This is a genomic window from Pontibacter sp. T17 (genome assembly GCF_057219875.1).
On record NZ_JBXVVW010000002.1, the window covers coordinates 122915 to 148576 of the forward strand.

22 protein-coding genes and 1 tRNA gene are annotated in these 25662 nt (G+C 58.3%); 14 read left to right on the top strand and 9 right to left on the bottom strand.

Going from position 1 to position 25662, the window contains the following annotated elements; translation table 11 throughout:
- Nucleotides 1–237 precede the first annotated feature (237 nt).
- On the bottom strand, nt 238–2496 hold the full coding sequence (locus tag AC2D8O_RS08470) for a RelA/SpoT family protein (protein WP_484678387.1): 2259 nt from the start codon (nt 2494–2496) through the stop codon (nt 238–240).
- A 131-nt stretch (nt 2497–2627) separates the two neighbouring features.
- On the opposite strand from AC2D8O_RS08470, the gene AC2D8O_RS08475 reads away from it, so the two are divergent.
- From AC2D8O_RS08475 to AC2D8O_RS08495, 5 genes are all read left to right on the top strand, one after another.
- Nucleotides 2628–2709: transfer RNA gene (locus tag AC2D8O_RS08475), tRNA-Leu, on the top strand.
- Between the two features lie 58 nt (nt 2710–2767).
- A complete protein-coding gene (locus AC2D8O_RS08480) occupies nt 2768–4177 on the top strand; it encodes a trigger factor (RefSeq protein WP_484678388.1) in 1410 nt (469 codons plus the stop codon).
- A gap of 133 nt (nt 4178–4310) precedes the next feature.
- Complete coding sequence (gene clpP / locus AC2D8O_RS08485; protein WP_484678389.1) at nt 4311–4997, top strand: ATP-dependent Clp endopeptidase proteolytic subunit ClpP; 687 nt, start codon at nt 4311–4313, stop codon at nt 4995–4997.
- An 86-nt stretch (nt 4998–5083) separates the two neighbouring features.
- The gene (gene clpX / locus AC2D8O_RS08490; RefSeq protein WP_484678390.1) at nt 5084–6358 is read left to right on the top strand and encodes an ATP-dependent Clp protease ATP-binding subunit ClpX; all 1275 of its coding nucleotides are present in this window, start codon (nt 5084–5086) and stop codon (nt 6356–6358) included.
- A gap of 164 nt (nt 6359–6522) precedes the next feature.
- Nucleotides 6523–9609, top strand: a complete 3087-nt coding sequence (locus AC2D8O_RS08495; RefSeq protein ID WP_484678391.1) for an AsmA family protein — start codon at nt 6523–6525, stop codon at nt 9607–9609.
- 271 nt (nt 9610–9880) lie between these two features.
- Here the strand turns inward: AC2D8O_RS08495 and AC2D8O_RS08500 are convergent, their stop codons facing one another.
- On the bottom strand, nt 9881–10735 hold the full coding sequence (locus tag AC2D8O_RS08500; RefSeq protein ID WP_484678392.1) for a dienelactone hydrolase family protein: 855 nt from the start codon (nt 10733–10735) through the stop codon (nt 9881–9883).
- A gap of 92 nt (nt 10736–10827) precedes the next feature.
- On the opposite strand from AC2D8O_RS08500, the gene yihA reads away from it, so the two are divergent.
- Nucleotides 10828–11439, top strand: coding sequence for a ribosome biogenesis GTP-binding protein YihA/YsxC (gene yihA / locus AC2D8O_RS08505; RefSeq protein ID WP_484678393.1), 612 nt, complete (start codon nt 10828–10830; stop codon nt 11437–11439).
- 17 nt (nt 11440–11456) lie between these two features.
- Here yihA and kdsA read toward each other — a convergent pair whose 3' ends face one another.
- Entirely contained in the window at nt 11457–12290 is an 834-nt protein-coding gene (gene kdsA, locus AC2D8O_RS08510; protein WP_484678394.1) for a 3-deoxy-8-phosphooctulonate synthase, read from the bottom strand.
- Between the two features lie 101 nt (nt 12291–12391).
- Between kdsA and rpe the strand changes: the two genes are divergently transcribed.
- Entirely contained in the window at nt 12392–13054 is a 663-nt protein-coding gene (rpe, locus tag AC2D8O_RS08515) for a ribulose-phosphate 3-epimerase (protein ID WP_484678395.1), read from the top strand.
- Between the two features lie 29 nt (nt 13055–13083).
- On the opposite strand, the gene AC2D8O_RS08520 is transcribed toward rpe, so the two are convergent.
- Both AC2D8O_RS08520 and AC2D8O_RS08525 read right to left on the bottom strand, forming a co-directional pair.
- Entirely contained in the window at nt 13084–13884 is an 801-nt protein-coding gene (locus tag AC2D8O_RS08520; RefSeq protein WP_484678396.1) for an enoyl-CoA hydratase/isomerase family protein, read from the bottom strand.
- Nucleotides 13885–13910: 26 nt separating this feature from the next.
- Nucleotides 13911–15149 carry a ComEC/Rec2 family competence protein gene (locus tag AC2D8O_RS08525; protein WP_484678397.1) on the bottom strand — a complete coding sequence of 413 codons (1239 nt, stop codon included), beginning with the start codon at nt 15147–15149 and terminating at the stop codon, nt 13911–13913.
- A gap of 364 nt (nt 15150–15513) precedes the next feature.
- Here AC2D8O_RS08525 and AC2D8O_RS08530 point away from each other — a divergent pair, with 364 nt between their 5' ends.
- Entirely contained in the window at nt 15514–16296 is a 783-nt protein-coding gene (locus AC2D8O_RS08530; RefSeq protein WP_484678398.1) for a hypothetical protein, read from the top strand.
- 85 nt (nt 16297–16381) lie between these two features.
- Here AC2D8O_RS08530 and AC2D8O_RS08535 read toward each other — a convergent pair whose 3' ends face one another.
- Entirely contained in the window at nt 16382–17131 is a 750-nt protein-coding gene (locus AC2D8O_RS08535; protein ID WP_484678399.1) for a DUF4197 domain-containing protein, read from the bottom strand.
- A 167-nt stretch (nt 17132–17298) separates the two neighbouring features.
- On the opposite strand from AC2D8O_RS08535, the gene AC2D8O_RS08540 reads away from it, so the two are divergent.
- Together AC2D8O_RS08540 and AC2D8O_RS08545 are read left to right on the top strand one after the other, a co-directional pair.
- Nucleotides 17299–17769, top strand: a complete 471-nt coding sequence (locus tag AC2D8O_RS08540) for a DUF417 family protein (RefSeq protein ID WP_484678400.1) — start codon at nt 17299–17301, stop codon at nt 17767–17769.
- 143 nt (nt 17770–17912) lie between these two features.
- Nucleotides 17913–19205 carry a glycosyltransferase gene (locus AC2D8O_RS08545; RefSeq protein WP_484678401.1) on the top strand — a complete coding sequence of 431 codons (1293 nt, stop codon included), beginning with the start codon at nt 17913–17915 and terminating at the stop codon, nt 19203–19205.
- 3 nt (nt 19206–19208) lie between these two features.
- Here the strand turns inward: AC2D8O_RS08545 and AC2D8O_RS08550 are convergent, their stop codons facing one another.
- Nucleotides 19209–19628 (bottom strand): hypothetical protein, encoded by a 420-nt coding sequence (locus AC2D8O_RS08550; protein ID WP_484678402.1) that lies wholly within the window; start codon nt 19626–19628, stop codon nt 19209–19211.
- A gap of 108 nt (nt 19629–19736) precedes the next feature.
- Nucleotides 19737–20603: a sigma-70 family RNA polymerase sigma factor gene (locus AC2D8O_RS08555; RefSeq protein ID WP_484678403.1), complete on the bottom strand. Its 867-nt coding sequence runs from the start codon at nt 20601–20603 to the stop codon at nt 19737–19739.
- Between the two features lie 258 nt (nt 20604–20861).
- Between AC2D8O_RS08555 and AC2D8O_RS08560 the strand changes: the two genes are divergently transcribed.
- The 4 genes from AC2D8O_RS08560 (at nt 20862) to AC2D8O_RS08575 (ending at nt 24345) form a co-directional block, all read left to right on the top strand.
- The gene (locus AC2D8O_RS08560) at nt 20862–21338 is read left to right on the top strand and encodes a single-stranded DNA-binding protein (protein ID WP_484678404.1); all 477 of its coding nucleotides are present in this window, start codon (nt 20862–20864) and stop codon (nt 21336–21338) included.
- Nucleotides 21339–21374: 36 nt separating this feature from the next.
- Nucleotides 21375–23222, top strand: a complete 1848-nt coding sequence (locus AC2D8O_RS08565) for a polysaccharide deacetylase family protein (RefSeq protein WP_484678405.1) — start codon at nt 21375–21377, stop codon at nt 23220–23222.
- Between the two features lie 7 nt (nt 23223–23229).
- Entirely contained in the window at nt 23230–23769 is a 540-nt protein-coding gene (locus AC2D8O_RS08570) for an inorganic diphosphatase (protein WP_484678406.1), read from the top strand.
- A 66-nt stretch (nt 23770–23835) separates the two neighbouring features.
- Nucleotides 23836–24345: a hypothetical protein gene (locus tag AC2D8O_RS08575; RefSeq protein WP_484678407.1), complete on the top strand. Its 510-nt coding sequence runs from the start codon at nt 23836–23838 to the stop codon at nt 24343–24345.
- Between the two features lie 11 nt (nt 24346–24356).
- On the opposite strand, the gene AC2D8O_RS08580 is transcribed toward AC2D8O_RS08575, so the two are convergent.
- The gene (locus AC2D8O_RS08580; RefSeq protein WP_484678408.1) at nt 24357–25634 is read right to left on the bottom strand and encodes an MFS transporter; all 1278 of its coding nucleotides are present in this window, start codon (nt 25632–25634) and stop codon (nt 24357–24359) included.
- Nucleotides 25635–25662: the final 28 nt, after the last annotated feature.

Consider the following 25662-nt stretch of genomic DNA (forward strand, 5'->3'; position numbering starts at 1 on the left):
GATTTTGACTGGCCTAAATAACTCAGTATGCTTAGTAGATTTAGGTCATACTTGAAACTGGCGCCGTATCGTGTATTCAATTTATATACTTGTAATTCAACACTTTATGTAATATTTGCTTTAGTATTTTCTTGCTTTATTTCCACGCAAGCAGGCCTTGCGGGGCCTGTGAAAGGGGTGTAAATGAAAACGCCCCGGATTCGGGGCGTGTAGATAAGCAGTAATACAGATAGGGGATCAGGAATCCATTCGGCTCACCGAGAACACCCCGTTGATCTTCGAGAGCAGGTCTATGATCTGTTCAGCCTCTTCGGTGTTGTGGATATATACCCGCACCGTGCCTTCGAACATACCGTCTTCCGTGTCGATGGTGAACGACCGGATGTTGCGCTTCATCTGCAACGAGATTGACCGCACGATGGCATTCAGCATTCCCATCTTGTCCTGGCCTATGATCTTGAACCCGGCCAGAAACTCCACGTCGTTGTAGTCGGTCCACTTGGCTTTGACGATCCGCTGCCCGAAGCTGGACATCTGCTCCACCGCCACCTCGCAATTCGTCCGGTGTACAATGATTTCATCTTTGTTCGGGTTGGCCAGCCCTACGATCATGTCGCCAGGGATGGGGTTGCAGCAGCGGGCAATCTTGTACTTGCCAGTGGCGCCGTTGTTGCCCATCAGCAGCGAGTCGGTCTGCACCCCCAGCGTTTGCTGCACAAACTCCTCGAAGCTCTGCCCGGGCGAACTGGCCGCGTCCGGGTTGGGGCTGGCCATCTCCAGCAGGGCCTTGCGCTTGCTCTCGATGAACTCCAGCACTTTCTTAACATCAATCCGGTGCGCACCCAGTCGGAAATACAGCTCCTGGTGGTCCGGGATTCTGAACGAGTGCAGCATTTCATGTACCAGCGTATGCTCGGCGCTGATTCCCAATTGCCGAATCTTCCAGTCGAAAATCCTTTTGCCTTTGGCAATTGTGGCTTTCCGCTGCTCCTTCAACTCCTCTTTGATACGGTTGATGGCGCGGGAAGTCTTTACAAATGCAAGCCATTCAGGCTTGGGCAGCTGCTTCTTGGAGGTCAGTACCTCTACCTGGTCGCCGTTGTGCAGTTCATAGGAGAGTGGCACCACCTGGTGGTTCACTTTCGCACCAATGCAGCTGTGCCCCAGCGAGGTGTGTATTTCGTAAGCGAAGTCAAGTGCCGTAGCACCCGCCGGCAGCACCTTCATGTCGCCTTTGGGCGTGAACACATAGATCTCATCCGATACCAGATTAGACTTGAATTCACTAACGACATCTAAAGCGCTAAGTTGCTTGTTTTCAAGCAAATCACGTATTGTGTTCAACCACTTTTCCAGCGCCCGCTCGCGTTCTTTCTCACTGGTGCCTTCCTGGCCTTTATAGCGCCAGTGTGCCGCCACCCCTTTTTCGGCCATGTAGTCCATCCTGCTGGTGCGTATCTGCACTTCCACCCAACGCCCGCCGGGCCCCATCACCGTCACGTGCAGGCTCTCATAGCCGCTGGACCGTGGCATGGATATCCAGTCGCGGGTGCGCTCGGGGTGTGGACGGTAGGTGGAACAGATGGCGCTGTAGGCCCGCCAGCAGTCTACCTTCTCCTCCTCCGGCTTGCTGTCCAGAATGATGCGGATGGCGAAGATGTCATAAATCTCCTCAAAAGGAATGCCTTGCCGGCGCATCTTCTCCGATATGGAGCGTACGCCCTTCACTCGGCCTTTGATCTCGAATGGCACCCCCAGGCGCTTCAGTTTGTCGTGGATCGGCCGTATGAACGCCTGCATGTATTTCGAGCGCTGCATTCTGGTATCGCGCAGCTTGTCGCTCACCATGCGATACTCCTCGGCCTCGGTGTACTGCATGGCCAGGTCTTCCAGCTCGGTCTTGATGGTATACAGACCCAGGCGATGAGCCAATGGGGCGTACAGATATTGGGTCTCCGAGGCAATCTTCAGCTGGGTTTCACGCTTGGTGTGCTCCAGAGTGCGCATGTTGTGCAGGCGGTCGGCAATCTTCACCAGCGCCACCCGGATGTCGTCCGACATCGTCACCAGCATCTTCCGGAAGCTCTCGGCCTGCTTCGACACATTGGCGTCCATCACACCCGATATCTTCGTCAGCCCGTCGATGATCTTCATCGTCTGTTCGCCAAATTCCCGCTGTATGTCAGTCAGTTCGGCAAAGGTGTCTTCCACCACGTCGTGCAGCAGAGCACAGATGATGCTCGTTACGTCGCTCAGGCCCATGTCTTTCACCAGAATACGCGCTACCGCAATTGGGTGAAGGATATACGGCTCGCCACTCTTCCGGCGCGCATCGCCGTGGGCCTCCATCGAGTAGTTGAAAGCCTTTCGTATCAGCTTCCGCTCTTCTTTCGACGTAAAGTCCATCGAGTCCTTCACGAGCGCCTTGTACGAATTGATGATAGCACGCTTCTCGGCCTCGTTCAGGCTGTTGGGCGGAGTCGTTACCGTGGCCATGGCTGTAGGGGTTGCAGGTAGGTGGGTGGGGAGTAGACACGCGCCCGCCGGGGCGTCGCGCGTCGCGCATCAGTAAAGATAAGGCCCATTGCGCGCCTTGCCAGAAATTACATACTTTTGTGGCCCGAAAAGCGGATGTGGCGGAATTGGTAGACGCGCCAGACTTAGGATCTGGTACCGCAAGGTGTGGGGGTTCGAGTCCCTTCATCCGCACTTACGTAACAATGACAGCGTCTTTCTGTCATTGAACACAGCTCAATCGTTTCGACCCTTGACTTTCACGATCGAACCCAAGGAGACGCTCATCGAAGAGATCCGCGTCACAGTAAACCCCGACGACTACCGCGAGGCTTACCTTTCTACGCTCAAGAACTACACCCGTCAGGCGTCGCTGCCCGGCTTCCGCCCCGGAAAAGTGCCTGCTGCCGTAGTGAAGAAGCGCTTCGGTCCTTCTATTTTGGCCGAACAGTTAAATAAACTGGTTGGTCAGGAGCTCACGGGCTACATCAACGACAACAACATCAAGTTTGTTGGCCGTCCTTATCTCGCAAACGAGGCCTTCAACGACCTCGACCCCGAGGGCAACGCCACCTACACCTTCAGCTTCGAGATTGGCCGCGAGCCCGAGTTCGAACTCAACATCGACAAGCTGCCCGAAGTCTCCAAGTACGAAATCAGCCTCACCGACGCCGACGTTGAGCGCACCATCGAGCGCTACCGTTACCAGGTTGGCGCCACGGAGCCTGCTGAGTCGGTAGACATTGCCTCTGGTAAGAACTTCACAGCTATTGGTATCCTCAACCTCACCGACAACCCGGTGATAGATGAGCGCCCCAAGTTTGCCTTCCCCCGCTTCTTCTCAGTTCAGACAGGCCTGCAGCCCGAACTGAAGCCCCTGCTTGACGGCAAGAAGGTAGGTGATGTGGTAGAACTGACCCTGCCCAAGCTGTACAAGGACGACATGGAGGCCGCTTCACTGCTCCGCCTAGAAGTAGCCGAGTACAACGACGTGAAGGACCAGGTGATGAAGTTCGAGATCCGCCAGATCTTCGAAGTGAAGCTGGCCGAGCTCGATGCCGAGTTCTTCGCAAAGGTGCTGCCCCAGCAGGAAGTGCCTGCCGACGCTACTGCTTTCCGCGCCGCCCTCAAGGCCAAGATGGAAGCAGACGCCGCTGCGATGGCCGACAGCTACCTCACCAACCAGATCAAGAACGATGTGCTGATGGCGCATCCCTTTGAGCTGCCCGACCGTATCCTCGTTCGTTGGCTCTACGACGAGTTCGAAGAGTTCCGCAAGGAAGGCGAACTCCAGCGCCGCTACCCCCAGTACCGCGCCGAACTGCGTTTCCACCTCATCCGCAAGAAGCTGTCTGAGCGCTTCCCCGAGGTAGAACCCCAGGCGGAAGACCTCCGCAAGGAAGTGGCCGACAAGTTCATGCAGTACATGGGCCTGAGCCTCGCACCCGAAACCGAGGGTGGGGAAGAAGGCAACCCCCAGCAGGCGCTCATCGACCAGCTGGTGGACAACGTGATGCAGGACGAGAACTACGTACGTCGCGAATTCGACGCCCTGGCCAGCAAGAAATTCATGGAAGTGCTCCAGAACCAGGTGCTCACCGTGAAGCCTGCCAAGGTGTCGTATCAGGAGTTTGAGCGCAAAGTGGCTACCGGCAGCCGATAAGCTGCTTTTGCCGCCCCTTAGACATAGTTAGACTGTCAGTGCCCGCCTGTCATGCTTCAAGTATGGCGGCGGGCACTATCTTTGATGAATCAGCGTATCAGATTCATCTCCTCACTTGATTCACCGTCCTGTAATGAACGCGAACGAATTCCAGAAGTATGCCGTCAATCACCGCGGCATCAACAGCCTTACGCTGCACAATTACACCTCGGCCATCAGCAGCCAGATTATGGGCATGACGCCCTACATCATGGAAGAGCGTCAGCTTAACGTAGCCCAGATCGACGTGTTCTCGCGCCTGATGATGGACCGCGTCATCTTCCTTGGCTACCCCGTCGACGATCAGGTGGCAAACATTATCGTGGCCCAGTTGCTCTTCCTCGAAAGCGCCGACGCCAACCGCGATGTCTCCATCTACATCAACTCCCCCGGTGGTGGTGTATATGCTGGTCTGGGCATCTATGATGTCATGCAGTACATCAAGCCCGACGTTGCTACGGTCTGCACAGGCATGGCTGCTTCCATGGCTGCCGTCCTCATGTGTGCCGGCGCCAAAGGCAAGCGTACCGCGCTGCCCCACAGCCGAATCATGATTCACCAGCCCCTCAGCGGAACCCAGGGTCAGGCTGCCGACATGGAAATCGCAGTGCGTGAAGTGCTGAAAGTAAAAGGCGAGCTCTACAACATCCTCGCCAGCCACAGCGGCCAGCCCTATGACAAGATTGAGCGCGACTCTGACCGCGACTACTGGATGCGCGCCCAGGAAGCCAAAGAATATGGCCTCATCGACGAAGTGCTTGTCACAAACAAGAAGGCCTAAGGCAACTTCTGTCTCCTTTTAGCGTATTATTGTAACAGGAGGAGTCTGTCCTCCTGTTACGCTTTTATTATTTCCAAAATCGGATTGTGAGTAAGCGACGTACCACCAAGGAAAACGGCGGCGATGGCGCCAGCTGTTCATTCTGCGGTCGCGGCAGCTCTGAGGCGCTGTTGCTCATCGCAGGTATGGAAGGAACCCATATCTGCAATTTCTGCGTGGAATATGCCCATAACCTCATTTCAGAAGAGGTTCGAAAATCGGCCCAGCGCGTTGCGCCCATCTCATTTCAGAATTTCAAACCGGTAGACATCCGCAAAAAGCTTGATGAATATGTCATCGGGCAGGAGGCCGCCAAGAAAGTACTGTCGGTTGCCGTGTACAACCACTATAAGCGTCTGGCCCACATGCAGGCTGGCGGCAGCAAGCAGGGCGGGGTAGAGCTGGAAAAGAGCAACATCCTGCTCATCGGCCACACTGGTACAGGCAAAACCCTCCTGGCACGCACCATTGCCCGCATCCTGAATGTGCCTTTCTGTATCGCCGACGCCACCGTCTTCACCGAAGCCGGTTATGTGGGCGAAGACGTAGAGAACATTCTGGTACGCCTGCTTCAGGCCGCCGATTACGACGTGGAAGCTGCCCAGCGCGGCATCGTCTACATCGACGAAATCGATAAGATTGCCCGCAAGGCCGACAACCCCTCCATCACCCGCGACGTGTCGGGCGAGGGTGTGCAGCAGGCCCTGCTGAAAATACTTGAGGGTACCGAAGCCAACATCCCACCTAAGGGAGGCCGCAAGCATCCCGACCAGAACTACGTTCGCGTAGACACCTCCAATATTCTCTTCATCTGCGGCGGCGCTTTCGATGGCCTTGACAAGATCATCGGCCGACGCCACAGCCAAAAGACCGTAGGCTTTGGCGTGGCTGGCAGCCAGAAGGTGGAGATCGACGAAGCCAAGCTGCTGAGTGCCGTACAGCCCGGCGACCTCAAGAAATTCGGCCTCATCCCCGAACTCATTGGCCGCCTGCCCGTCATCACCTACCTCGAGCCGCTGGACCGCGACGCCCTGCTCAACATCCTTACCGAGCCCAAAAACGCCCTGGTACGCCAGTATCGTCAGCTCTTTGAGCTCGAAGGCATTGACCTCACGTTCTCTGACGACGTCCTCACCTTCATCGTGGACAAAGCGATGGAGCTGAAGTTGGGGGCCCGTGGCTTGCGTGCCATTATGGAAAGTATCCTCGTGGATGCCATGTACGAGTTGCCCGGCCAGGATGTGTCCAGCTTTGAAGTCACGCTCGACTACGCCCAGAACAAATTTGATGCTTCGGGTCTTCAGCACCAGAAGGCCGCCTGACGTAAGCAATAGACTTTCGCTATTTGCAAAGCGGCCTCCAGGTGGGGCCGCTTTGCATTTTCACGAACAGGAGGGTGGCGCACTGCGATTTCCTGCGCTCTGCTGACGTTTTTGGCAGGGTGCTTGTTTACTTTGCAGGTCTTATCATCCCGAACCAGAAACCTATGAGCCAAGCCCCAGCGGGTGCCCGCAAACCCATGCCTACATGGCTGAAGCGGTCTCTCATCGGCGCAGGCAGTGTAGTAGGCATCATCCTGCTGGCTGCCATTCTCGTGCCTATCCTGTTCAAGGACACCATCAAGGAAAAGGTGCAACAGGCAATAAACGAGAACGTTAACGCCGACGTCCGTTTCTCCGACCTCGATCTCTCCCTGCTTCGCAACTTCCCCAGCCTCACCATCAGCCTGGAGAACCTGGAGGTAGTGTGTCGCGGCGCCTTCTCCGGCGACACCCTTGTGGCCGCTAAGGAAGTATCAACCTCAGTGGGCCTCTGGAGCGCCATCACGGGCGGCCCTATCGAAATCAAAAGCGTCCTGCTCGACGTGCCCCGTATTCATGCACGGGTGCTCACCGATGGCCGCGCCAACTGGGACATCGCCAAGCCCGACACCAGCGCCCAGCCCAGTGCCGACACCGCCGCCAGCAACCTGCGCATTGCCCTCAAGCGCTATGAGGTGCGCAATGGGCGAGTGGTCTACGACGACAGGTCGCTCGAATTTTTCCTCCGCATCGACGAGCTGAACCACTCGGGCAGCGGCGACTTCACCGCCACCACCTTCGACCTCGACACCTACAGCGACATCCACGGCCTGTACGTTACCTACGACTCCGTCAGCTATCTGGTCAACAAGCATGTAGAAGGCGCAGCCGGCTTCGGTATCGACCTGGGTCAGAGCAAGTATACCTTCCGCGACAACCGCCTCAAGCTCAATGACCTTGACCTCGAGTTCGCCGGCTTCCTTCAGATGCCTGACGACGAGCGCATGGTGATGGACCTTACGTTCGGCGCACCCAATGCCACCTTCCGCCAGCTGCTTTCGCTGGTGCCAGGTGTCTACTCCGAGAGCTTCAAGGATCTGAAGGCCGAAGGCAACGTGGCACTGTCCGGTGCGGTAAAAGGCACTTACAGCAGCAAAGAACTTCCTGGCTTTGAGTTCAGCACTTCCGTAGAGAACGGCAGCTTCCAGTATACGTCTGTTCCCCAGCCGGTTACCGGTGTGCAGCTGGCTCTGCGCATTGCCAGCCCCGGTGGCGCAGATCTTAACCTCAACAACCTCGAGGTCAACCTCTCCAAGCTGGAGGCCATGTTCGGCCCCAACCCGCTGAAGGCCGCCCTCAAGTCTAAAGGTCTTACGCCCATCACACTCGATGGCTTTCTGCTCGCCAAGCTGGACCTCGCCAACCTTACCCAGCTATTCCCCATGGAGGGCTATGAACTCCGCGGCAAGCTCAACATCGACGCCAAGGCCAAAGGCACCTACGGCCCCAAATCCATGCCCGCCGTGCAGGCGCTGCTCCAGTTGGCCGATGGCTACGTGAAAACCAGCCAGTTCCCCGCCGCCATCGAGAACTTCCGTGTCGATGCCTCCGTGCAGGACGACAAAGGCACCCCCGAAGACCTCCGCATCAACGTCCGCAGCTTCCACCTGGAATTGGACAAAGAGCCCGTAGACGGCCGTCTGGCCATCGCCAACCTTACAGACCCCCTCTATGATGTCTTCATCAAGGGCAAGCTGGACCTTGATAAGCTGGCCAAGCTCTATCCCATTGAGGGCACTACCATGGCTGGCCGCATTGCCGCCGAAATCGATGCCAAGGGCCGCGTATCTGACGTCACCGGTAAGCGCTTCGACAAGCTGAAGACCTCCGGTATGGCACAGGTGCAGGGCCTGTCCTACACCAGCCGCGAGTTCCCCCAGGGCCTGCGCATCACCACCGCCCAGCTCAGCTTCTCGCCCCAGAACATCTCGCTCGACCAGTACGAGGGTTTCCTCGGCCAGAGCGACCTCTCCGTACAGGGCTCGCTTGCCAACTACATTCCCTTCCTTTTCAAGGAAGGCGAGGTACTGCGCGGCAACATGATACTGAAGTCCAGGAAGTTCAACTGCAACGAGTTCATGGCTTCCGGCGCTGCCCCAGCGGCCGACACCGCCAGCGCACCGATGAAGGCCGTGCAGATCCCCGCCAACATTGACTTCCTGTTCTCTTCCCAAATCGGCGAGGTCAATTACGACAACCTGACGCTAACCAACCTCTCGGGCGCCATTCAGGTGAAAGACCGCACGGTGCGCCTCATCGACGTGCTGTTCAACACACTGGGCGGCAAGTTCACGGCCAACGGCGGCTACAGCACCCGCAACCCTGATGCCCCGCACGTAGACTTCGACCTCAAGCTCGAGAACCTCGATATCCAGCAGACCTACAGCGCCTTCAACACCATCCAGGCGCTGGCACCGGTGGCCAAGTTCACGCAGGGCAAGTTCACCACCAGCCTGCGCATGAGCACCGACCTGCAACAGAACATGATGCCCAACCTGTCCACGCTCTCGGCGTCGGGCATTGCAGACATCTTCGACGCAGCCGTTCGCAACCTGCCCATCCTCACCAAGCTGGGCGAAGTCGCCAAGGTGTCGGCCCTCAGCAACCTCGATAACCTCAGCCTCAACCAGACCCGCTTCAACTTCGACGTCCAGAATGGCCGCCTCAACGTCAAGCCCTTCGACGTGAAGTTGGGCCAATACACCGCCCGGGTGGGTGGCAGCAACGGCCTCGCTGGCGATGTAGACTACAACATGGCCGTTGAGGTGCCCAGCGGGCAGGCCGGCCAAATGGCCAGCAGCTACCTCAGCAACCTCACTGGCCGCAACATCAGCGTGCCAGCCAACCTGAACCTCAATTTCAAAGTCGGCGGCACCGTCCTGAAGCCTACCATCACCCCTGCGGGTGTAGGGGCAGCAGGCAGCGGCAGCACCGACGGTGGGGTAGCAGGGGGTGTTACCACCGAGGTGAAGCAGCAGGTGCAGGGCCAGGTAGATCAGGCCAAGCAGGCCCTGAGCGATACTGTGGGTGCAGCCCGCAAGGCAATGGAGGCCAAAGCCGCCGCCGAGCAGGAACGCCTGCGCCAGGAAGCTGAAAAGGCCAAGGAAGAAGCCGCGCGCCGTGCCCGTGAAGAGGCAGACCGCATCAAGCGGGAAGCCGCCGAGAAGCTGCGCCGCAGTGCGGGCGGGCTCTTCCGCCGCGACAGCCTCTAACCCCAAAAGGCTACTCATTTCCAGCGTCCCGACAACCATCGGGACGCTTTTGTTTTATATTCAAAACGCTTGTTGATAACGTCTAATCACTTCACTAAGAAAGCAATTAGACGCGTTACAAACTCGACTGACAGAACGCCTGTATTGATGTCAGGTCGCCTGTCAGTTACCTACAGGAGGCCTGCATAGCTCGACCCCTCAAAGCAGAACACCCCCGCCGGATGGGCGAGGGTGCTGCGGGTTGGTCTGCTTGTTGCTCTTCGGGGCCGCATCAGCGCATCAGGTGCTTTGCGAAGAACGCCTGTGCGCGGCGCTGGGCGTCGGCAGTGGCGGCTTTGTCAAAGCCAGGATTGCTGGGGTTGGCAAAGGCGTGGTCGGCATCATAGCTCTTCACCTCCACAGGCTTGCCAATTTTCTTCATCACGGCTTCATACTTGGCCACAACCTCTGGGCTGATCCACTTTTCCTTGGCGGCGAACAGACCCAGTACAGGGGCTTCCAGCATGCCCAGCTTCACCTCGTTCATTTCGGGCATGCCGTAATAGATAACGCACGCCTTGGCCTGCTTGCCCAGAATCATGCTGGCCTGCAGGCTCCAGCCGCCACCAAAACACCAGCCAATGGTGCCTACCTCGGCGTTCATGCCCATGAACATCTGCGCACCTCGCACAATGGCTGCACCACGGTCGTAGCTGAAGCCACCCATGTATTTGGCAGCGTCCTCGCGGGTGGCAGCTACCTTGCCGTCGTACATATCAAGGGCCAAGACGTTTACGCCCAGTGCTTTGGCCCACATTTCAGCTTCGCGCTTGATGTGGTCGTTCAGGCCCCACCACTCCTGGAACACCAGCAGCCACTTCTTGGTGGGCTTGGGGGCGGCAATGTAGTAGGCGCCAGCGGTTTTGCCATCGGGGGTGGCGAAGTTCACCATCGCGCCGGTAGGATTTTCCAGCACGTAGGGCAGGGGTAGCAGGTGCGACGCCCGGAACGAGGCATCGCTGCCAAGTGCTGCAAACTGAGCCGTAGCTTCAGCAGGAGTGCTGCTAGCGGCCATTTCGCAGCAGCTCTGTGCCTGAGCAGTATAGCCCAGCAGCACCGTAGCCGTCAAGAGGAGAAAACGCTTCATGATGGGGAGAGAATTGTTAAGGATACCAGTTGCAACACAAGATAGCGCGGGGCAGGTTCCCGCCGCGCACCGCCGTCTGTTAACTTTGCTCCATGACCCCGGAATCTCCCATCGGCAAAGCCGTCTTTCTGAAGAGCAGCCGCCTGCTGCCCGAGCTGCCCCCCGCCGATATGCCTGAGTTCGCATTCCTGGGCCGCTCAAACGTCGGCAAGTCCTCGCTGGTCAACATGCTCACGGGCCGCAAGGCGCTGGCCAAGGTGTCGGGCACCCCCGGCAAAACCCGCCTCATCAACCACTTCATCATAGACGACACCTGGTATCTGGTAGACCTCCCCGGCTACGGCTATGCCAAGCGCAGCCAAACCGAGCGCGCCGACTTTGACCGCATGACCTGGGACTACCTGCGCCAGCGCCAGAACCTCGTCTGTCTCTTCCTGCTCGTCGACATACGCCACGAGCCCCTGAAGCAGGACATCGAGTTCATCAGCAAGCTGGGAGAGGAAGGGGTGCCCTTCGCCATCACCTTTACCAAGGCCGATAAGCTCAGTCGCAGCCAGATAGAGAAAGCCCTGGCCCTCTACCGCAAGACCCTGCTACAGACATGGGAGGAACTGCCGCCCATCTTCATCACTTCGGCCGAAACTGCCCTGGGCCGCGAAGAGCTAATGGCTTTCATAGGCCAGAACCTTCAGTCGGCCGACTAAGCAGTCCGCCACCCGCCTTACGAGCGCACTGCCCTTGCCACCTTCACCAGATGGTCCAGCAGGGCAGGCAGCAGCTCCAGCTTAAGCATGTTGGCGCCGTCGCTCTTGGCTTTGCTGGGGTCGGGGTGCGTCTCGATGAAGAACCCATCCACGCCCACGGCAGCACCTGCCGCTGCAATGGTCCGGATCAGCTCGGGCCGGCCGCCTGTCACGCCGCTGCTCTGGTTCGGCTGTTGCAGCGAGTGCGTGATATCCAGCACCACGGGCCAGCCGCTGGCCTGCATGGCGGGTATGTTGCGGTAATCGACAATCAGGTCGTGGTAGCCAAAGGTGGTGCCGCGCTCGGTCAGCAGCACTTTGTCACTGCCACCCTTCATCACTTTGTCGGCTGCAAAGGCCATCATATCCGGCGACACAAACTGCCCCTTCTTCACGTTCACCACCTTGCCGGTAGCGCCTGCGGCCAGCAGCAGCTCGGTCTGGCGGCACAGGAAGGCCGGAATCTGAAGAATATCAGCGGCAACTGCGGCTTCGGCAGCCTCGTGGCTCTCGTGTATGTCGGTGACGGTGGGAATGCCCATCCGCTTACGCACCTCTTGTAGTATGCCCAGGCCCTGCTGATCGCCAATGCCGGTGAACGAGTCGAGCCGGGTGCGGTTGGCCTTGCGATACGAGCTCTTGAACACGTAGGGAATGCCCCGCTCGCGGCACAGCTGCGCTACCACCTCGGCTACATGGAAAGGGGTTTCGGTATCTTCGATGGCACAGGGGCCGGCTAGCAGAAAGAAAGGCGCGTCAGCGGCGCCGCCAGCATTGGGCAGCCACTGTTGCAGACGTTGAATGGCGGTCATACGGCAAAAGTAACGGTTCCGGGGCAGCTTTTCGGCGAAAGCCGACGACAAAAAGCGCCACACCGGGCCTGCGGGCACCGTCCGTTCCGTACCTTTGCCTTATGGCAGCATTGGTAGCACCTTCCGTTCTTTCCGCCGACTTCGCCAACCTCCAGCGCGACATCGAGATGCTCAACGCCAGCGACGCTCACTGGCTCCACATCGACATCATGGACGGCCTTTTCGTTCCAAACCTGTCCTTTGGCTTCCCCGTGCTGGAGGCCATCAACCGCCACGCCACCAAGCCCCTCGACGTCCACCTGATGATCGAGCAGCCCGACCGCTACCTTGAGCGTTTCCAGGCCGCAGGCGCTGCCACCCTCACCGTGCACCTCGAAGCCTGCACCCACCTGCACCGCACCATTCAGGCCATTCGCGCCCTGGGCATGAAGCCCGGTGTCGCCATCAACCCGCACACGTCGGTTGACCTTCTCCGCGACATCCTGCCCGACATAGACCTCGTCTGCGTCATGAGCGTGAACCCCGGCTTTGGCGGCCAGGCATTCATCCGCGGCACCTATGACAAAGTTGCCCGCCTGCGCGACCTCCGCGACAGCGTGGGCAGCAAAGCCCTCATCGAGATTGACGGCGGGGTAGACCTCCTGAACGCCGGCACGCTGGTGGCTGCCGGTGCCGATGTGCTGGTAGCAGGCAACACGGTGTTCAAGTCGCAAAACCCCCACGCCACCATCCAGCAGCTTGCACGCGCTGGCGAACTGGTTTAATCAACCAGTTGATTAAGACCGAAGGTTGATTACCAGATCAGCTTTTCCTTGTTGAGAAAGGCTGCGATGCCTGTGCGGCATTCATCGGTGCCACGGGCATGCGCATTCATTTTGGCAGCAAAGCGCAGGGCTTCGTCCAGCGGCATCTGCTGCACATCGCCGATCATACGTTTGGTGAGCTCCATACTGCCGCCCGAGTTCTGGGTGCACAGTTTCTCGGCAAATGCCTGGATGTGTGCTTCCATCTCCTCGCGGGGAATCACGCGGTTGATAAGGCCGTAGCGTTCTGCGGTCTCGGCTGAGATGAGATCGCCACTCAACAGCAGCTCCTTGGCGCGTCCTTCACCAATCTTGCGCAGCAGAAACACCATCACAATGGCCGGAATGAAGCCGATTTTCACTTCGGTGTATCCGAACTTGGCTTCCGGCACTGAGTAGGCAAAGTCGCATACGGTGGCCAGTCCACAACCGCCAGCCAGGGCATGGCCCTCGATCTGGGCCACAATCACCTTCTTGAGCCGGTACATCAGCTGGAACAGCTCCATCAGGTGGGTGCTGTCGGCATAATTCTCCTGAAGGCCATACGTTTGCAGACGTTGCAGATATTCGAGGTCTGCACCTGCACAAAAGGCATCGCCTGCGCCCTTCAGCACCACAACTTTAACCTCCTGGTCTGCGTCAACGCGGTACAGAGCGTCCTTCATTTCCTCAATCAAAACATAATTGAGGGCGTTGCGCTTGTCGGGGCGGTTCAGCGTCAGCGTGGCTACGCGGTTCTGCACCGACACCAGCAGAAACTGATATTCAGGATAGGCAATAGAGGCGGACATAGATCAAAAATAGGATGAAACCGCTTTCAAAGTATGTCCATACTGCTGTTTTCAGCGGTCCGATTGGCGGCCAAAAGCCCCACCAACCACAGACATGCGCCCAACCCAAGTGCCACTGTTAGCGGCACCTTCTCTATGGCGATCAAGCTGCCGGGCCACTGCGCAAACCACTTTCCCAACATCAGGGTGATGTCGAGCAGCAGCGCCGACACCGCACTGATAACGATTGAGATACCGGGAATCCAGCCCAGCAGCAGCAATGCAAACAGCAGTGCAGTGGCTCCTGTGGTAAGCGGTATCAGCACCATATTGGTTGCGAGAAACCAAACAGGCAGTTGCCCGAAAGTATAAAGTGACACTGGCAGCGTATATAACTGCGCCACCAGTGTTACGGCTGTTGCCTGCCACAGCCAATGCCCATGGTTACCCAGTATCCGTCGCTGTGTCAGCCAGGGTGTAACTGTAACCAGGCCAAAGACAGCACTGTAGCTCAAGAGAAAACCCGCAGTTGCTACGTCGAGCGGATAAAGAGCCAGATGTGTCAGTATGGTAAGGCTCAGCAACTGCAGACAACTCGCTTTTCGATCCAGCAGCCGCGCCAAACAAATCCATGTGCCACCTATCAACGCGCGCGTCAATGGGGCACCTCCGCCAGCCAGCAAGGTATAAGCCCCCAACAACAGCACCAACATTGGCCACTGCCATAAATGTCTGCGCCAGCGCTGAAGGCCCAGCCAGCGCAGGGTGGCCAGCAAGGCTGTCAGCAAGAGCGAGATGTGCAGCCCAGAGATGGCCAGCAGGTGCGCAGTGCCGCTGTCACGAAAAGCCTGTCGGACGTCGGCATCAAGGCCGGAACGGTCGCCCAGCAGAAGCGCCCGCCCCAACGCACCTCTCTGGCCACCATGTAGTTGGCTGTCCAGCCAGTCGGCCAACTCAAACCTCCAGGCTGCCCATATACCGTGCCAACAGAGATCCGTCCTGTGCTGGAGCTGCCAGCCTTCGGGAGCTTTCAGAATACCCGCCAGGCCCTGGCCGTCCAACCAGCGACGGGTTGCCACATCCATACTGAGATTCATCTCACGACCCTCCAGTTCAATAACCTGCCCAAAGCGTGGCAAGGGCTTGTTTCTGGGCAGTTCCAGCAGCCAGTCGCCGGCTGTCTCTGTATGAAACCGGATGCGATTGGCAAAGCGGGTAGGGGGCAGGCGGTCGGTTAAAACGCCCGTCAGGCTGTTGGTTATTGCCGGCCGCGCAATCGGCCTCACGGAGGCCCCCAGTATCATTCCGGCAATAAAGCATCCGACAGCTGTCCAAAACAGGAAATGCCTATGCCAGAGCAGCGCAGGCAGCATAAATGAGACTGTTATGTACAGCAAATTTTCAGCATTCAACAGCTGTCCAATTGCCACTGCCACTGCAAATGCGGTAGCGGGCAGCAGTAGCGGAGCCTCGCCTATGACTGATTTTGACCAATTTTCAGTGAATGCGTACTGGATAACACGTACCCTTTGCCATATGTCTGTCGGCATTTTTCGCAATTAGACCTATTAAGGGTCCAAAATCAGGAAAAGGCCTTGTACAGCGTTCCAGCTTAACGTACATTTACATTGGCCTCAAACTCTCCCGCAGATGAAAACCAAGCTGCGTATGCTTCTTCGATCGGTAGTTCTCGCTGCCGTACTTTTGGTGTCGCTGCAGGCATCCGCACAGCGTATCCAATTCGGGCAGTCGTTCGATAAAACCGGCACACTCCTCAGCCCAGGCGATGAGTTTGCCATCGAAGGCGCCCAACGCTACGTCGCCGTCAAGATGGTGGCCCGTGGCCCCTTGCCTGTCGACACCCTCTTCCTGATTGTCAAGGACATCAATGGGGTAGTAGGCCGGTATTACATGAAACGCAGCAAGTCCAAAATGGACGCCAATGCGCTCATTCGTGTAAAAGCCGACGGCATTTATCGCATTTACATCTACAACCCGATGAAGCGCATCCGTCCGGTGGGCTTCGCTACGTTCTTCATCACCAGTTCCTATGCCCCCACACGGGCTGCGCTCATAGAGCGTCAACGACTGATTCTGGTGGAACGGGGGGTTATTCGCGACAAAAACAAAACCGGCACAACTACTGCTATTGCTAGTGCTTCGGGGCCAAGTGCTTCAGAAGCAACTGGTGAAGTGGAAGAGCCGCTGGACTCGGAAGAAGATCTTGCCTCTCTCGATGCCCTGGAAGACGAGGAGCTGACAGACGATCTGGCCACTGCCGACGGAGACGAGGCAGAGGAGCTGGACGACTTGGCCTCCGAAACGGATTTGCTGGGTGATGCCTCCGAAGCTGCTGATGAAGACCTGGAAGGCGAATTCGAATCCTTTGATGACCTCGAAGAAGACTTTGACTTCGACCTAGACGATTTTTAATCGAGCTCAACCCTAACACAAAAGCCCCGATCAAACATCGGGGCTTTTTCTTTATAGTCAGCGTTATACTTTGCCAGTCAACGGCTTATCGTGAGCCAAACACCCGGCGGAGCAGATCGGTGACGCGGGCGGCAGGGTTCTGGCGGATGTTGGTTTCCTCTTTGGCTACCATGGCAAACAGGCCGTCGAGCGCGCGCTCTGTCACGTAGTTGGAGATGTCTTCCTGCACGGGCTGCTGACCCGGCACCAGACGGCTCAGCTGGTTGTACTTGGAAGCCAGATTCTGCCAGGCCTGCTGCACACCGGCATTGCTCATTTCGGTGCGGATAACTGGCGAAAAGGTGTCGCGCAGGGGCATGAATGTGCGGCTTTTCAGCAGCCGGGTGGCGGCAGTGCTGTCGCCGCGCACAATGTTCAGGCCGTCTTCAATGGTGAGGCCGCGAATGGCGTCTACGAAAATCTCCTTGGTACGCGGATTGCGGGCAGCCTGTTCGGCGGCACGGTTCATTTTGGTGATGACATCGTCCACGAGCTGTCGGCCCAGGCTGCCGCCATTTTTCAGCAGAAACTCCTGTGCCTTCTGTGCTTCGGGCGGGAACGCGATTTTCACCAAGGCATTGCCGAGATAGCCGTCAGCTGCGCCAAGGCGGCCCGCGCCATTGCTGATGCCCACGGTCAGGGCTTCTTTGAGGCCAGCGATGGCTTCGGATTGCGTCAGGGGAAGTGAGCCTTGGGGCATGGACGACGCCAGTTGCTGCACGGTGTCGCAGGCAGTAGACGCGGCCAGTATGCCAGCGAAGGCCACGCAGCGGAAAAGAGTACGAGGAATGCGCATGAGGTTGAGGGGAACAGTTATATAGGAGGTTCGTAAAAACCAGCCCTAAAATACCAGCAAACGCCGCGCCACAAGTGAAACCTTATGTTTGTTATATAATTTATATTATGTAAAGTAAATGTCCGGAAGAAGACAAATGCCTCGGCGCGAACGGCTTTACTTGCTGCATGTTCCGTTTCCATGCCTTTCTACTGCGGCTCTCAGCTGCCGATCGTCCCCTCGCCCGCCTGTCGGTCGTACTGCTGCTGGTGTGGTATGGCCTGTTCAAGTTTACGCACGTCGAGGCGCTGGCCATCGTAGACCTTGTGCAGAACAGTCCGGCCATGTCGTGGCTTTACTCTGTTCTCGGTGTTGACGCCGTATCGGCAGTCATCGGCCTCACCGAACTGCTGGCAGCAGCATTGCTACTTGCACACTACCGTTGGCCGCACGCTGGTGTGTGGGGCGGCTTGCTGGCTTCTGTCATTTTTATCACCACCCTCTCCTTCCTGCTTACTACACCCAACAGTTTCGGTCTGGTTGATGGCCTATGGGTGCCTGTCAACGGCAGCGGGTTCATCCTCAAAGACCTGGCCCTGCTGGCGGCCTCTTTGGCATGCCTGCACGAAAGTCTGAACCGCGCCAATGTCCGGCGCTGACAGGCTCATCTTGCGTACCCAATACAGACGCATGGTACTGGGCACCAACTCCAGTACAGCCAACGCAGCCTGTACTTGGCTCTTTTCATGCTATCCTACGCTGCGTGGGCGGGGTATCCCCCGCCTGCGTAACTTGCGGTCCCATGTCTGTGATCGTCCTTTTTGGCCCCGGCCCCCAATTCAAGGGCGGCATTGCCAACTACAATACCTCGCTGGCCAAAGCAGTAGATGCCCTGCTGGCGCAGGAGCCTGATGCCCAGATACATATCGTGAGCTGGACGCAGCAGTACCCGGCCATCATTCCCCGCGACTTCATTGACCGCGCCAGCCGGCAGGACCAACTGGCCGGCACGCGCATCCGGGTGCAGTACATCACCAACTACAACAATCCCCTCACCTGGGCCGAGACCGTGCGCGCCATCAAGGCCCTGAACCCCAACAAGGTGGTGTTTCAGTGGGCCATCGCACTACAGGGCTTTCCGCTGGGCTGGATGGCACGCCGCCTGATGAAAGAAACCCGTGCCGAGATTGTCTTTGACCTGCACCTGGTGGTGCAAAAGGAAGCCAGCGCGCTGGACCGCCTCGCTACCCGCTACGGCCTGAAGCAGGCACATACTTATATCGTACACGCCAAGAAAACCGCCGACGAGCTGGCCGAGCTCTTCCCCGAACTGCAACTGGCCGAGAGCTTTGACGGCCAGCGCAGCCAAACCGACGGCGTGCGCACCGTGCTGCGTTTGTACCACCCTGTGTACGACATGTTCCGCCCCGACCCTGCCTTCGACGTAGAGGCGTTTCGTCAGAAAATGGGGCTGAAACAGCACGTATTTCTGTTTTTTGGCTTTATCCGCAAGTACAAGGGCCTGCACAACGTATTGCCGGCGTTCGCCAAGGTAGCGGCCCAGCGGCCGGATGTGTCGCTGCTGGTGGTGGGCGAGTCGTTCTGGCAGACACTCGACAGCACCAAGTTCAGCACCCGCCTCAAGAAGGCGCTCTTCGGCTTTGCCAAGAGGCTGCTGGTGCGCAACAGCGACAACGAGCAGGACTACAACCCCCTGGCGCTGGTAGATAGCCTGAATCTGCGCGACCGCGTGGTGGTAGTAAACCGCTTTGTGCCCAACGAGGAGGTACACACCTTCTTTCAGGTGTCTGACGCCGTGGTGCTGTACTATGAGACGGCTACCCCCAGCGGCGTGGAGAGCATCGGCTACAACTTCCGGATGCCGATTCTGGCCACCCGCGTGGGCCATTTCCCTGAAACCGTCCAGCATGGCTACAACGGCTACCTGGCCGAACCTGGTAATCTGGACGACATGGCAGCCCAGATGCTGCACTTCCTGGACCAGCCCATACCCCGTTCGCATGTGGGCAAGACGGCAGAGAAGCTCAGCTGGCGCAACTACGCCGCGGTGCTCATGGGCCGTAAGCCCGAGTAAGCCCTACTCTACTATCAAGGCAAGGCGGTGTGTTTGCCCGCCCGTAACAGGTGCAAGTCCCTTCTCTGTCTTGCCGGTCAGTACCGCCTGCCAGTTCAGCTCCAGCGTTCTGCCAGGCTGCCAGTCGGCAGGGATGGTGAACGAAAAGGGCAGAATCATGCGGTCGTTGACGCCGGAGGGCTGTGCGGGGAAGGTGTTGTCGGGCCCTTGGAGGGGCTGCTGGTCGGCGAAGAGTGCGAGGCGTTGCACCGAGTAGAACTGCGAGGCATTCACACCCGTCAGCAGCACAAAGTAGCGTTCGCCCCGCCGCACTGTTACCTTGCCCAGGGCATCGGCTGCCAGCGGCTGCGAAGTACCTGCGGGCAGCAGCGCCACCTGTACCTGTGCAGACAGTGCCAGAGGCACCCAAAACAGCAGAGCCATCAATCCCGAAGGACGGATGGCTCTATGTAAAATGTTCAGTGTCATGTAGTATGGTCAGTCTGTGGTTCCAGGTAAGCGCCACAAACATCAGGCCACAAGGCAGGGCTGTCAGCCGAGGTAGGCTTTCAGCATTTTGCTGCGGCTGGTGTGGCGGAGGCGGCGGATGGCCTTCTCCTTGATTTGACGCACGCGTTCGCGGGTCAGGTCAAACTTCTCGCCGATTTCCTCGAGGGTCAGCGAGTGCTCCACGCCAATACCGAAATACAGACGCACTACTTCGGCTTCGCGCTGGCTGAGCGTGCAGAGGGCGCGTTCCACTTCCTGTGCCAGGCTCTCGTTGATGAGGCCCTGGTCGGGCTTGGGCTCCTCGTCGTTCTCCAGCACATCGAGCAGGCGGTTTTCTTCGCCCTGCACGAACGGTGCATCCATAGAAATGTGACGGCCAGCGATCTTCAGGGTGTCCGACACCTCCGAAGCGCTCATGCCTTCGATGACTTCGGCGATTTCGTGCGGTGCGGGCTCACGCTCAAATTCCTGCTCCAGTTTGGAGTACGCCTTACCAATCTTGTTCAGGGCTCCGACGCGGTTCAGCGGCAGACGAACAATACGGCTCTGCTCGGCCAGGGCCTGCAGAATGCTTTGGCGAATCCACCATACGGCGTAGGAAATGAACTTGAAGCCCCGGGTTTCGTCGAAACGTTTGGCAGCCTTGATGAGGCCAAGGTTGCCTTCGTTAATCAGGTCACCAAGGCTGAGGCCCTGGTTCTGATATTGTTTCGCAACTGAAACCACAAAGCGCAGGTTCGCCTTCGTCAGTTTCTCCAGCGCAATCTGGTCATTTTCCCGAATGCGCCGCGCAAGTTCAACCTCCTCATCGGGCGTCAGCAGTTCGACCTTTCCGATCTCTTGCAGGTACTTATCCAGCGATTGCGACTCGCGGTTAGTAATCTGCTTGCTGATCTTTAATTGCCTCATTGCCAGAGTGCTTCAGAAGTTTAGGGTTAGTGAATAGATCAGTAAATGCAGGTTTCTTAACAAAACCTAAACTACAAGGGGATTAACTGCCGTGCAACGCCTGATATTGCATTTTCCATTAAAATAAATGGCCCTCTTTTTGCTATCAGAGACAGTGCAAGCGAAAGATGTCGGGATGTTACAATACCTGATTGGCGGCACCGTGGTTCCACAACCCGACCCGTGGCGTATCTTGCATCCTCTCCATTACTACGCCTCATGCTTAAGCTAACGATGATCGGCAACCTGGGCAACGACGCCGAGGTTCGCGATGTGAACGGCCAGAAGGTTATCAGCTTCAACCTGGCCCATACCGAACGCTACACAGACCGCACCGGCCAGCAGCAGGAACGCACCACGTGGGTCAGCTGCTCTATGTGGCGGCAGGATGGCCGCACGGGTGTGGCCGATTTTCTGAAGAAAGGCAAGCAGGTGTATGTAGAGGGCATGCCCTCGGCGCGGGCCTATACCACCCGCGACGGCCAGAACACTGCCACGCTGGACCTCCGCGTGATGACGCTGGAGCTGCTGGGCGGCCGTGGCGAAGGCGCGCCGGCTGGCGGCGGCAATCAGGGCGGTGGCTACAGTGCCCCACGCCAGCAGCAGCCTGCCGACACTGGCCAGCGCCAGGCGCAGCCGCAGAACGCCCCGATGGAGCCCCCGACCGATTCGTTCGACGACGACCTGCCTTTTTAACCTCCGGCTGCGCGCCACATCCTCCGGCTTTTAGACATGTCAAACGGCAAGCCGTTAAGAATTCTGCACCTGTTGGCACAGGTAGAAGTAACTGGTGCTGAACGGTTTGCCGCTACGCTGGCTAACCAGCAGATTGCCGACGGGCATGCTGTGCACATTGTGTCGGGCGTGTTCCAGACGCCTACTGCCGCCACGGTGCATCTGCTTCCGCTGCACAAACGCAGCTGGGGGTATCGCCTGCGCAACGTGCGTGCCATCCGCCGCCTAATCCGCGAACAGCAGATAGACGTAGTGCATGCCCATGCACGGGCCGCCAGCTGGGTGGGCTACTTCGCAGTGTGGGGCACCAAAGTGCCGCTCGTCAGCGGCATCCACGGCCGCCAGCACCTGCACGCCAGCTCCAAAGGCTTCGACATCTATGGCGACCGTCTGCTGCCCGTCTGCGAGGACATCGCCACCCACCTGAGCGCAGAACTGAACATTGCCCCGCGAAAGGTACACATGGTGCCTAACGCGCTGGATTTCAGTGCAGCACAGCTGCCTACCTCCTCGGCCGGCCAGACGCTGTCTCTCATCGGGCGGACGTCGGGGCCCAAGGGCGAGGCTACAGCCAACCTGCTCCTGAGCCAAGCCGACCAGCTGTTTGCCACCCTGCCGCAACTACAGATCGAGGTGCTGGGCGGGCCCGTGGAGAACCTTCCGCCGGCGTGCCACCAGCCCGTCCGCGACCTGATGGCCCGATACGAAGGCCGCCTGCACTGGCCCGGGTTTGTCAACGACCTGAGCGAGCGCATCCGGCGCAGCAGCCTCATTGTAGGTGCGGGCCGCGTAGCCATAGAGGCGCTGGCAATGGGCAAGCCCGTGCTGGCCCTTGGGGAGGCGCAGAGCCACGGCGTGGTAACCGAGGCCAATCTTGCTGCCGCTTTCGCCAGCAACTTCGGCGACACCTGCCCTACCCTGCCCTTTCCAGGCTTTGACTTTCAGGCCATTGGCGATGGCATACGGGCGTTCTTCCACCATCCTCAGGCCCCAACCGAGGCCCTGCAACAGGCAGTGCGCCACCGCTACGACCTGCGCCGCATCGCCACCCTCACCGAGGAGCACTACCGCGATGTGCGCATGCTGAAGCACCATCCGCGCCACATTCCGGTGCTGATGTACCATAAAGTGCTGGACCAGCCGAGCGACTCGCGCCACCGCATCTTCGTCACCGAAGACACGTTCAAGGCACATGTGGTGTATCTGAAAAAATCAGGCTTCAACAGTCTTACTTTCAAAGAGTATGATGAATATAAACAGGGTATCAAAGACTTAAAAAATTTCCCAAAACGACCTGTTTTCATCACCTTTGACGACGGCTACGTAGACAACCTGACCCGCGCCCTGCCGCTGCTGGAGGCCCACGGCCTGAAGGCAACCCTGTTTGCGCTGGGCGACCGCCGCCACCGCGACAACTTCTGGGACGTAGCCGAAGGCGAGCGTTCTGAACCCCTGATGAATCCTGAACAACTGCGCGAGTGGCACACCCGCGGCATGGAAATAGGCGCACATTCCATGAACCACCGCCGGCTGAGCCAGCTGCCTCCCGCCGAAGCGCAGTGGGAGATTGAGGAAAGCAAGCGCCAGCTGGAAGCCTTTCTGGGCGAAGAAGTGCGCGTATTTGCCTACCCCTACGGCGACCTCAATGCCACTGTGAAGCAGCTGACTGCTGCTGCTGGTTTCCGCTACGCCGTGGCCACCACTCAGGGCGGCCTGCTGCTGGAAGACGACCGCTTCGAGATTTACCGCGCCTACGTGTTCCCGCAGGACAGACCTGGCCTTTTCGGCTGGAAAAAAGCCCAAAGCTGGTATCGCCGCTATTATTTCTGGAAGCGGGGCACTTAATTGTGTTATGGTAAATCCCTGGCACGACGTTGACCCCGGCAAGTCGCCGTGGAAAGAGGTAAACGGCATCATTGAGATACCGCAGGGCGGGCGCAACAAGTACGAGCTGGACAAAGACACGGGCCTGCTGCGGCTGGTGCGGGTGCTTTACTCCTCCATGTACTACCCCATCAACTACGGCATCATCCCCCGCACGGTGAATGTGGACGGTGACCCGCTGGACATTCTCGTGCTGTCGTCGCTGCCGATAGAGCCGCGCACCATCGTCACGGCCAAGCCCATCGGCCTCATGCGCATGGTAGACCGTGACGAACAGGACGACAAGGTGCTAGCCGTCTGCTGCCGCGACATGGGCGTGGAGCACTACAACACCCCGCAGGACCTGCCGCCTCACCTGCTGACAGAGATCGACTACTTCTTCGAGAACTACACCCGGCTAGAAGGCAAAACCGTGGTTGTACCAACCTTCGAAGGCCCCATGGCCGCCATCAAGGCCATTGACGAGGCCCGCAAGCGATACAAAAAGCAATACGGCAAGAACAAATAGGTACGCTCGGTGGGCAGTTTGCCACGCCGATTTGTTCAGGCGTTTTCCGGGGTGAAGGTTGCGGTCATGAAACGCACCAACCACGTAAGCCGCATGTTGCAGAAGGCCTTGGAACTGGAAGCCCGCCTCCGCCGCTTGTGTGAAGAGCAGACCCGCCGGCTGGAAGAAGGCAACTTCTCGCCCAAAGAGATGGCCGAGCACGCCAAATCGCTGAAGCTGCTGAACCAACTGCTTGCCAGCCAGACGTCGCTTTGTGCGCGTCTGGCTGGGCAGGAAATCAAAGTGGAAGCAGCGCTGCGCAAACTCTACGGTACCACAGAAGAAACAGCGCCGGAAGCCACTGAACCTGCATACAGCCCCACTGCCGAGGAAGACGAGAGCGCCGAAGCATGGGCGCAGATCAAAGCCATGTTACCGCCCGACATGGACCCCATGAGCCCCAAGGCCTTTCAGATTCTGCTGGACCGATTCCTGATGTCGCTGCCCGACAGCGAGCACCAATCGCCTGTGCTGGAAGCCATTACGCAGGACTTCCGCCTCAGGCTGGGAGCCTACATAGGCTTTCCGGAGCAGTAAGGGGCCTAGTGTTATTTCTCGTTGAAATTCAGGGCTTTACCATAGGTTTCCTTCAACGAGCCCAGGGCAATGAAGGCGATCAGAAAGCAGACCAGACCCACGATTCCCGCGGCGAAGATCATGCCGCCTACCGGCCGCAGAAGCCGGAAACTGCCGTTGATGACATTGACCATGCCCCTCACGAAGTTGGGCACCGTTGTGGTAACCGTAGCGCGGATGTTGGTGCCAAACTGCTCGGAAGCAATGGTAACGAAGATGGCCCAGTAGCCCGAGGCGAAGCCCAGCGCAAAACACAGCACATAAAACTGCGTGAGGCTGAGTCCGTTGAGGAACAGGTAGCCACCCGACAGCAGCGCCGCCACCGTCATGAAAAGTGCCACCGCCCGCTTGCGCGACGCCATCCACTGCGAGATGAGGCCGCACGTGATGTCGCCGATGGAGAGGCCCAGATAGCACAGCATGATGGCTGTAGGCACGCTGACGTCGCCGCCGGTTACGCCCACCTCCACGCCAAATTCGGCTGAGAAAAACACCAGCAGCCCTACGATATACCAGATGGGCACGCCAATGGCAATGCAGGCCAGGTATTTCTTCAGGGAGTCCCAGCGCCGGAAGAGCGAGAGGAAGTTGCCCCGCTGGATGGAGCCGTCCTGTTTGGTGGCCTCGTACATCTCGGAGTCGGTCAGCGACACGCGCATCAACAGTAGCGCCAGCCCCATGAGGCCGCCCACCAGATATGCCACGCGCCAGCTTTCCAGCTGCCAGCCAAAGAGACTCATGTCCCACTGATAGCCCGCCACCAGGCTGGCTACTACCGCCCCCATCAGGCCCAGTGCCGCCACGAAGGTGGTACCATAGCCGCGGTGTTTGGGATGCAGTATCTCCGATACCAGCGTGATACCGGCCCCCAGTTCGCCCGCCAGCCCAATGCCTGCAACAAACCGCAGCAGTGCATAGGTGTTCACGTCCTGCACAAAAGCATTGAACAGGTTGGCGCTGCTATACAGCAGGATGGAGCCGAAGAGCACCGCCAGACGCCCCTTGCGGTCGCCGAGGATACCCCAGAGAATGCCGCCCAGCAGCATGCCCAGCATCTGCACGTCCAGCAGAAAAAGGCCTTCGTCGGTGAGTGCCTGCCCCGTGACTCCAAGACTGGTGAGGCTGGCCTGCCGCACAATGCCGAACAGAATAAGGTCGTAGATATCAACGAAATACCCCAGCGCGGCAACCAATATGGTCAGGTACACTCCCCGCGGATAGCCGGAGGGTGGAGTGGAAATAGCATCCATCAGTGGGAAACAGGAACGGAAAAGGGAA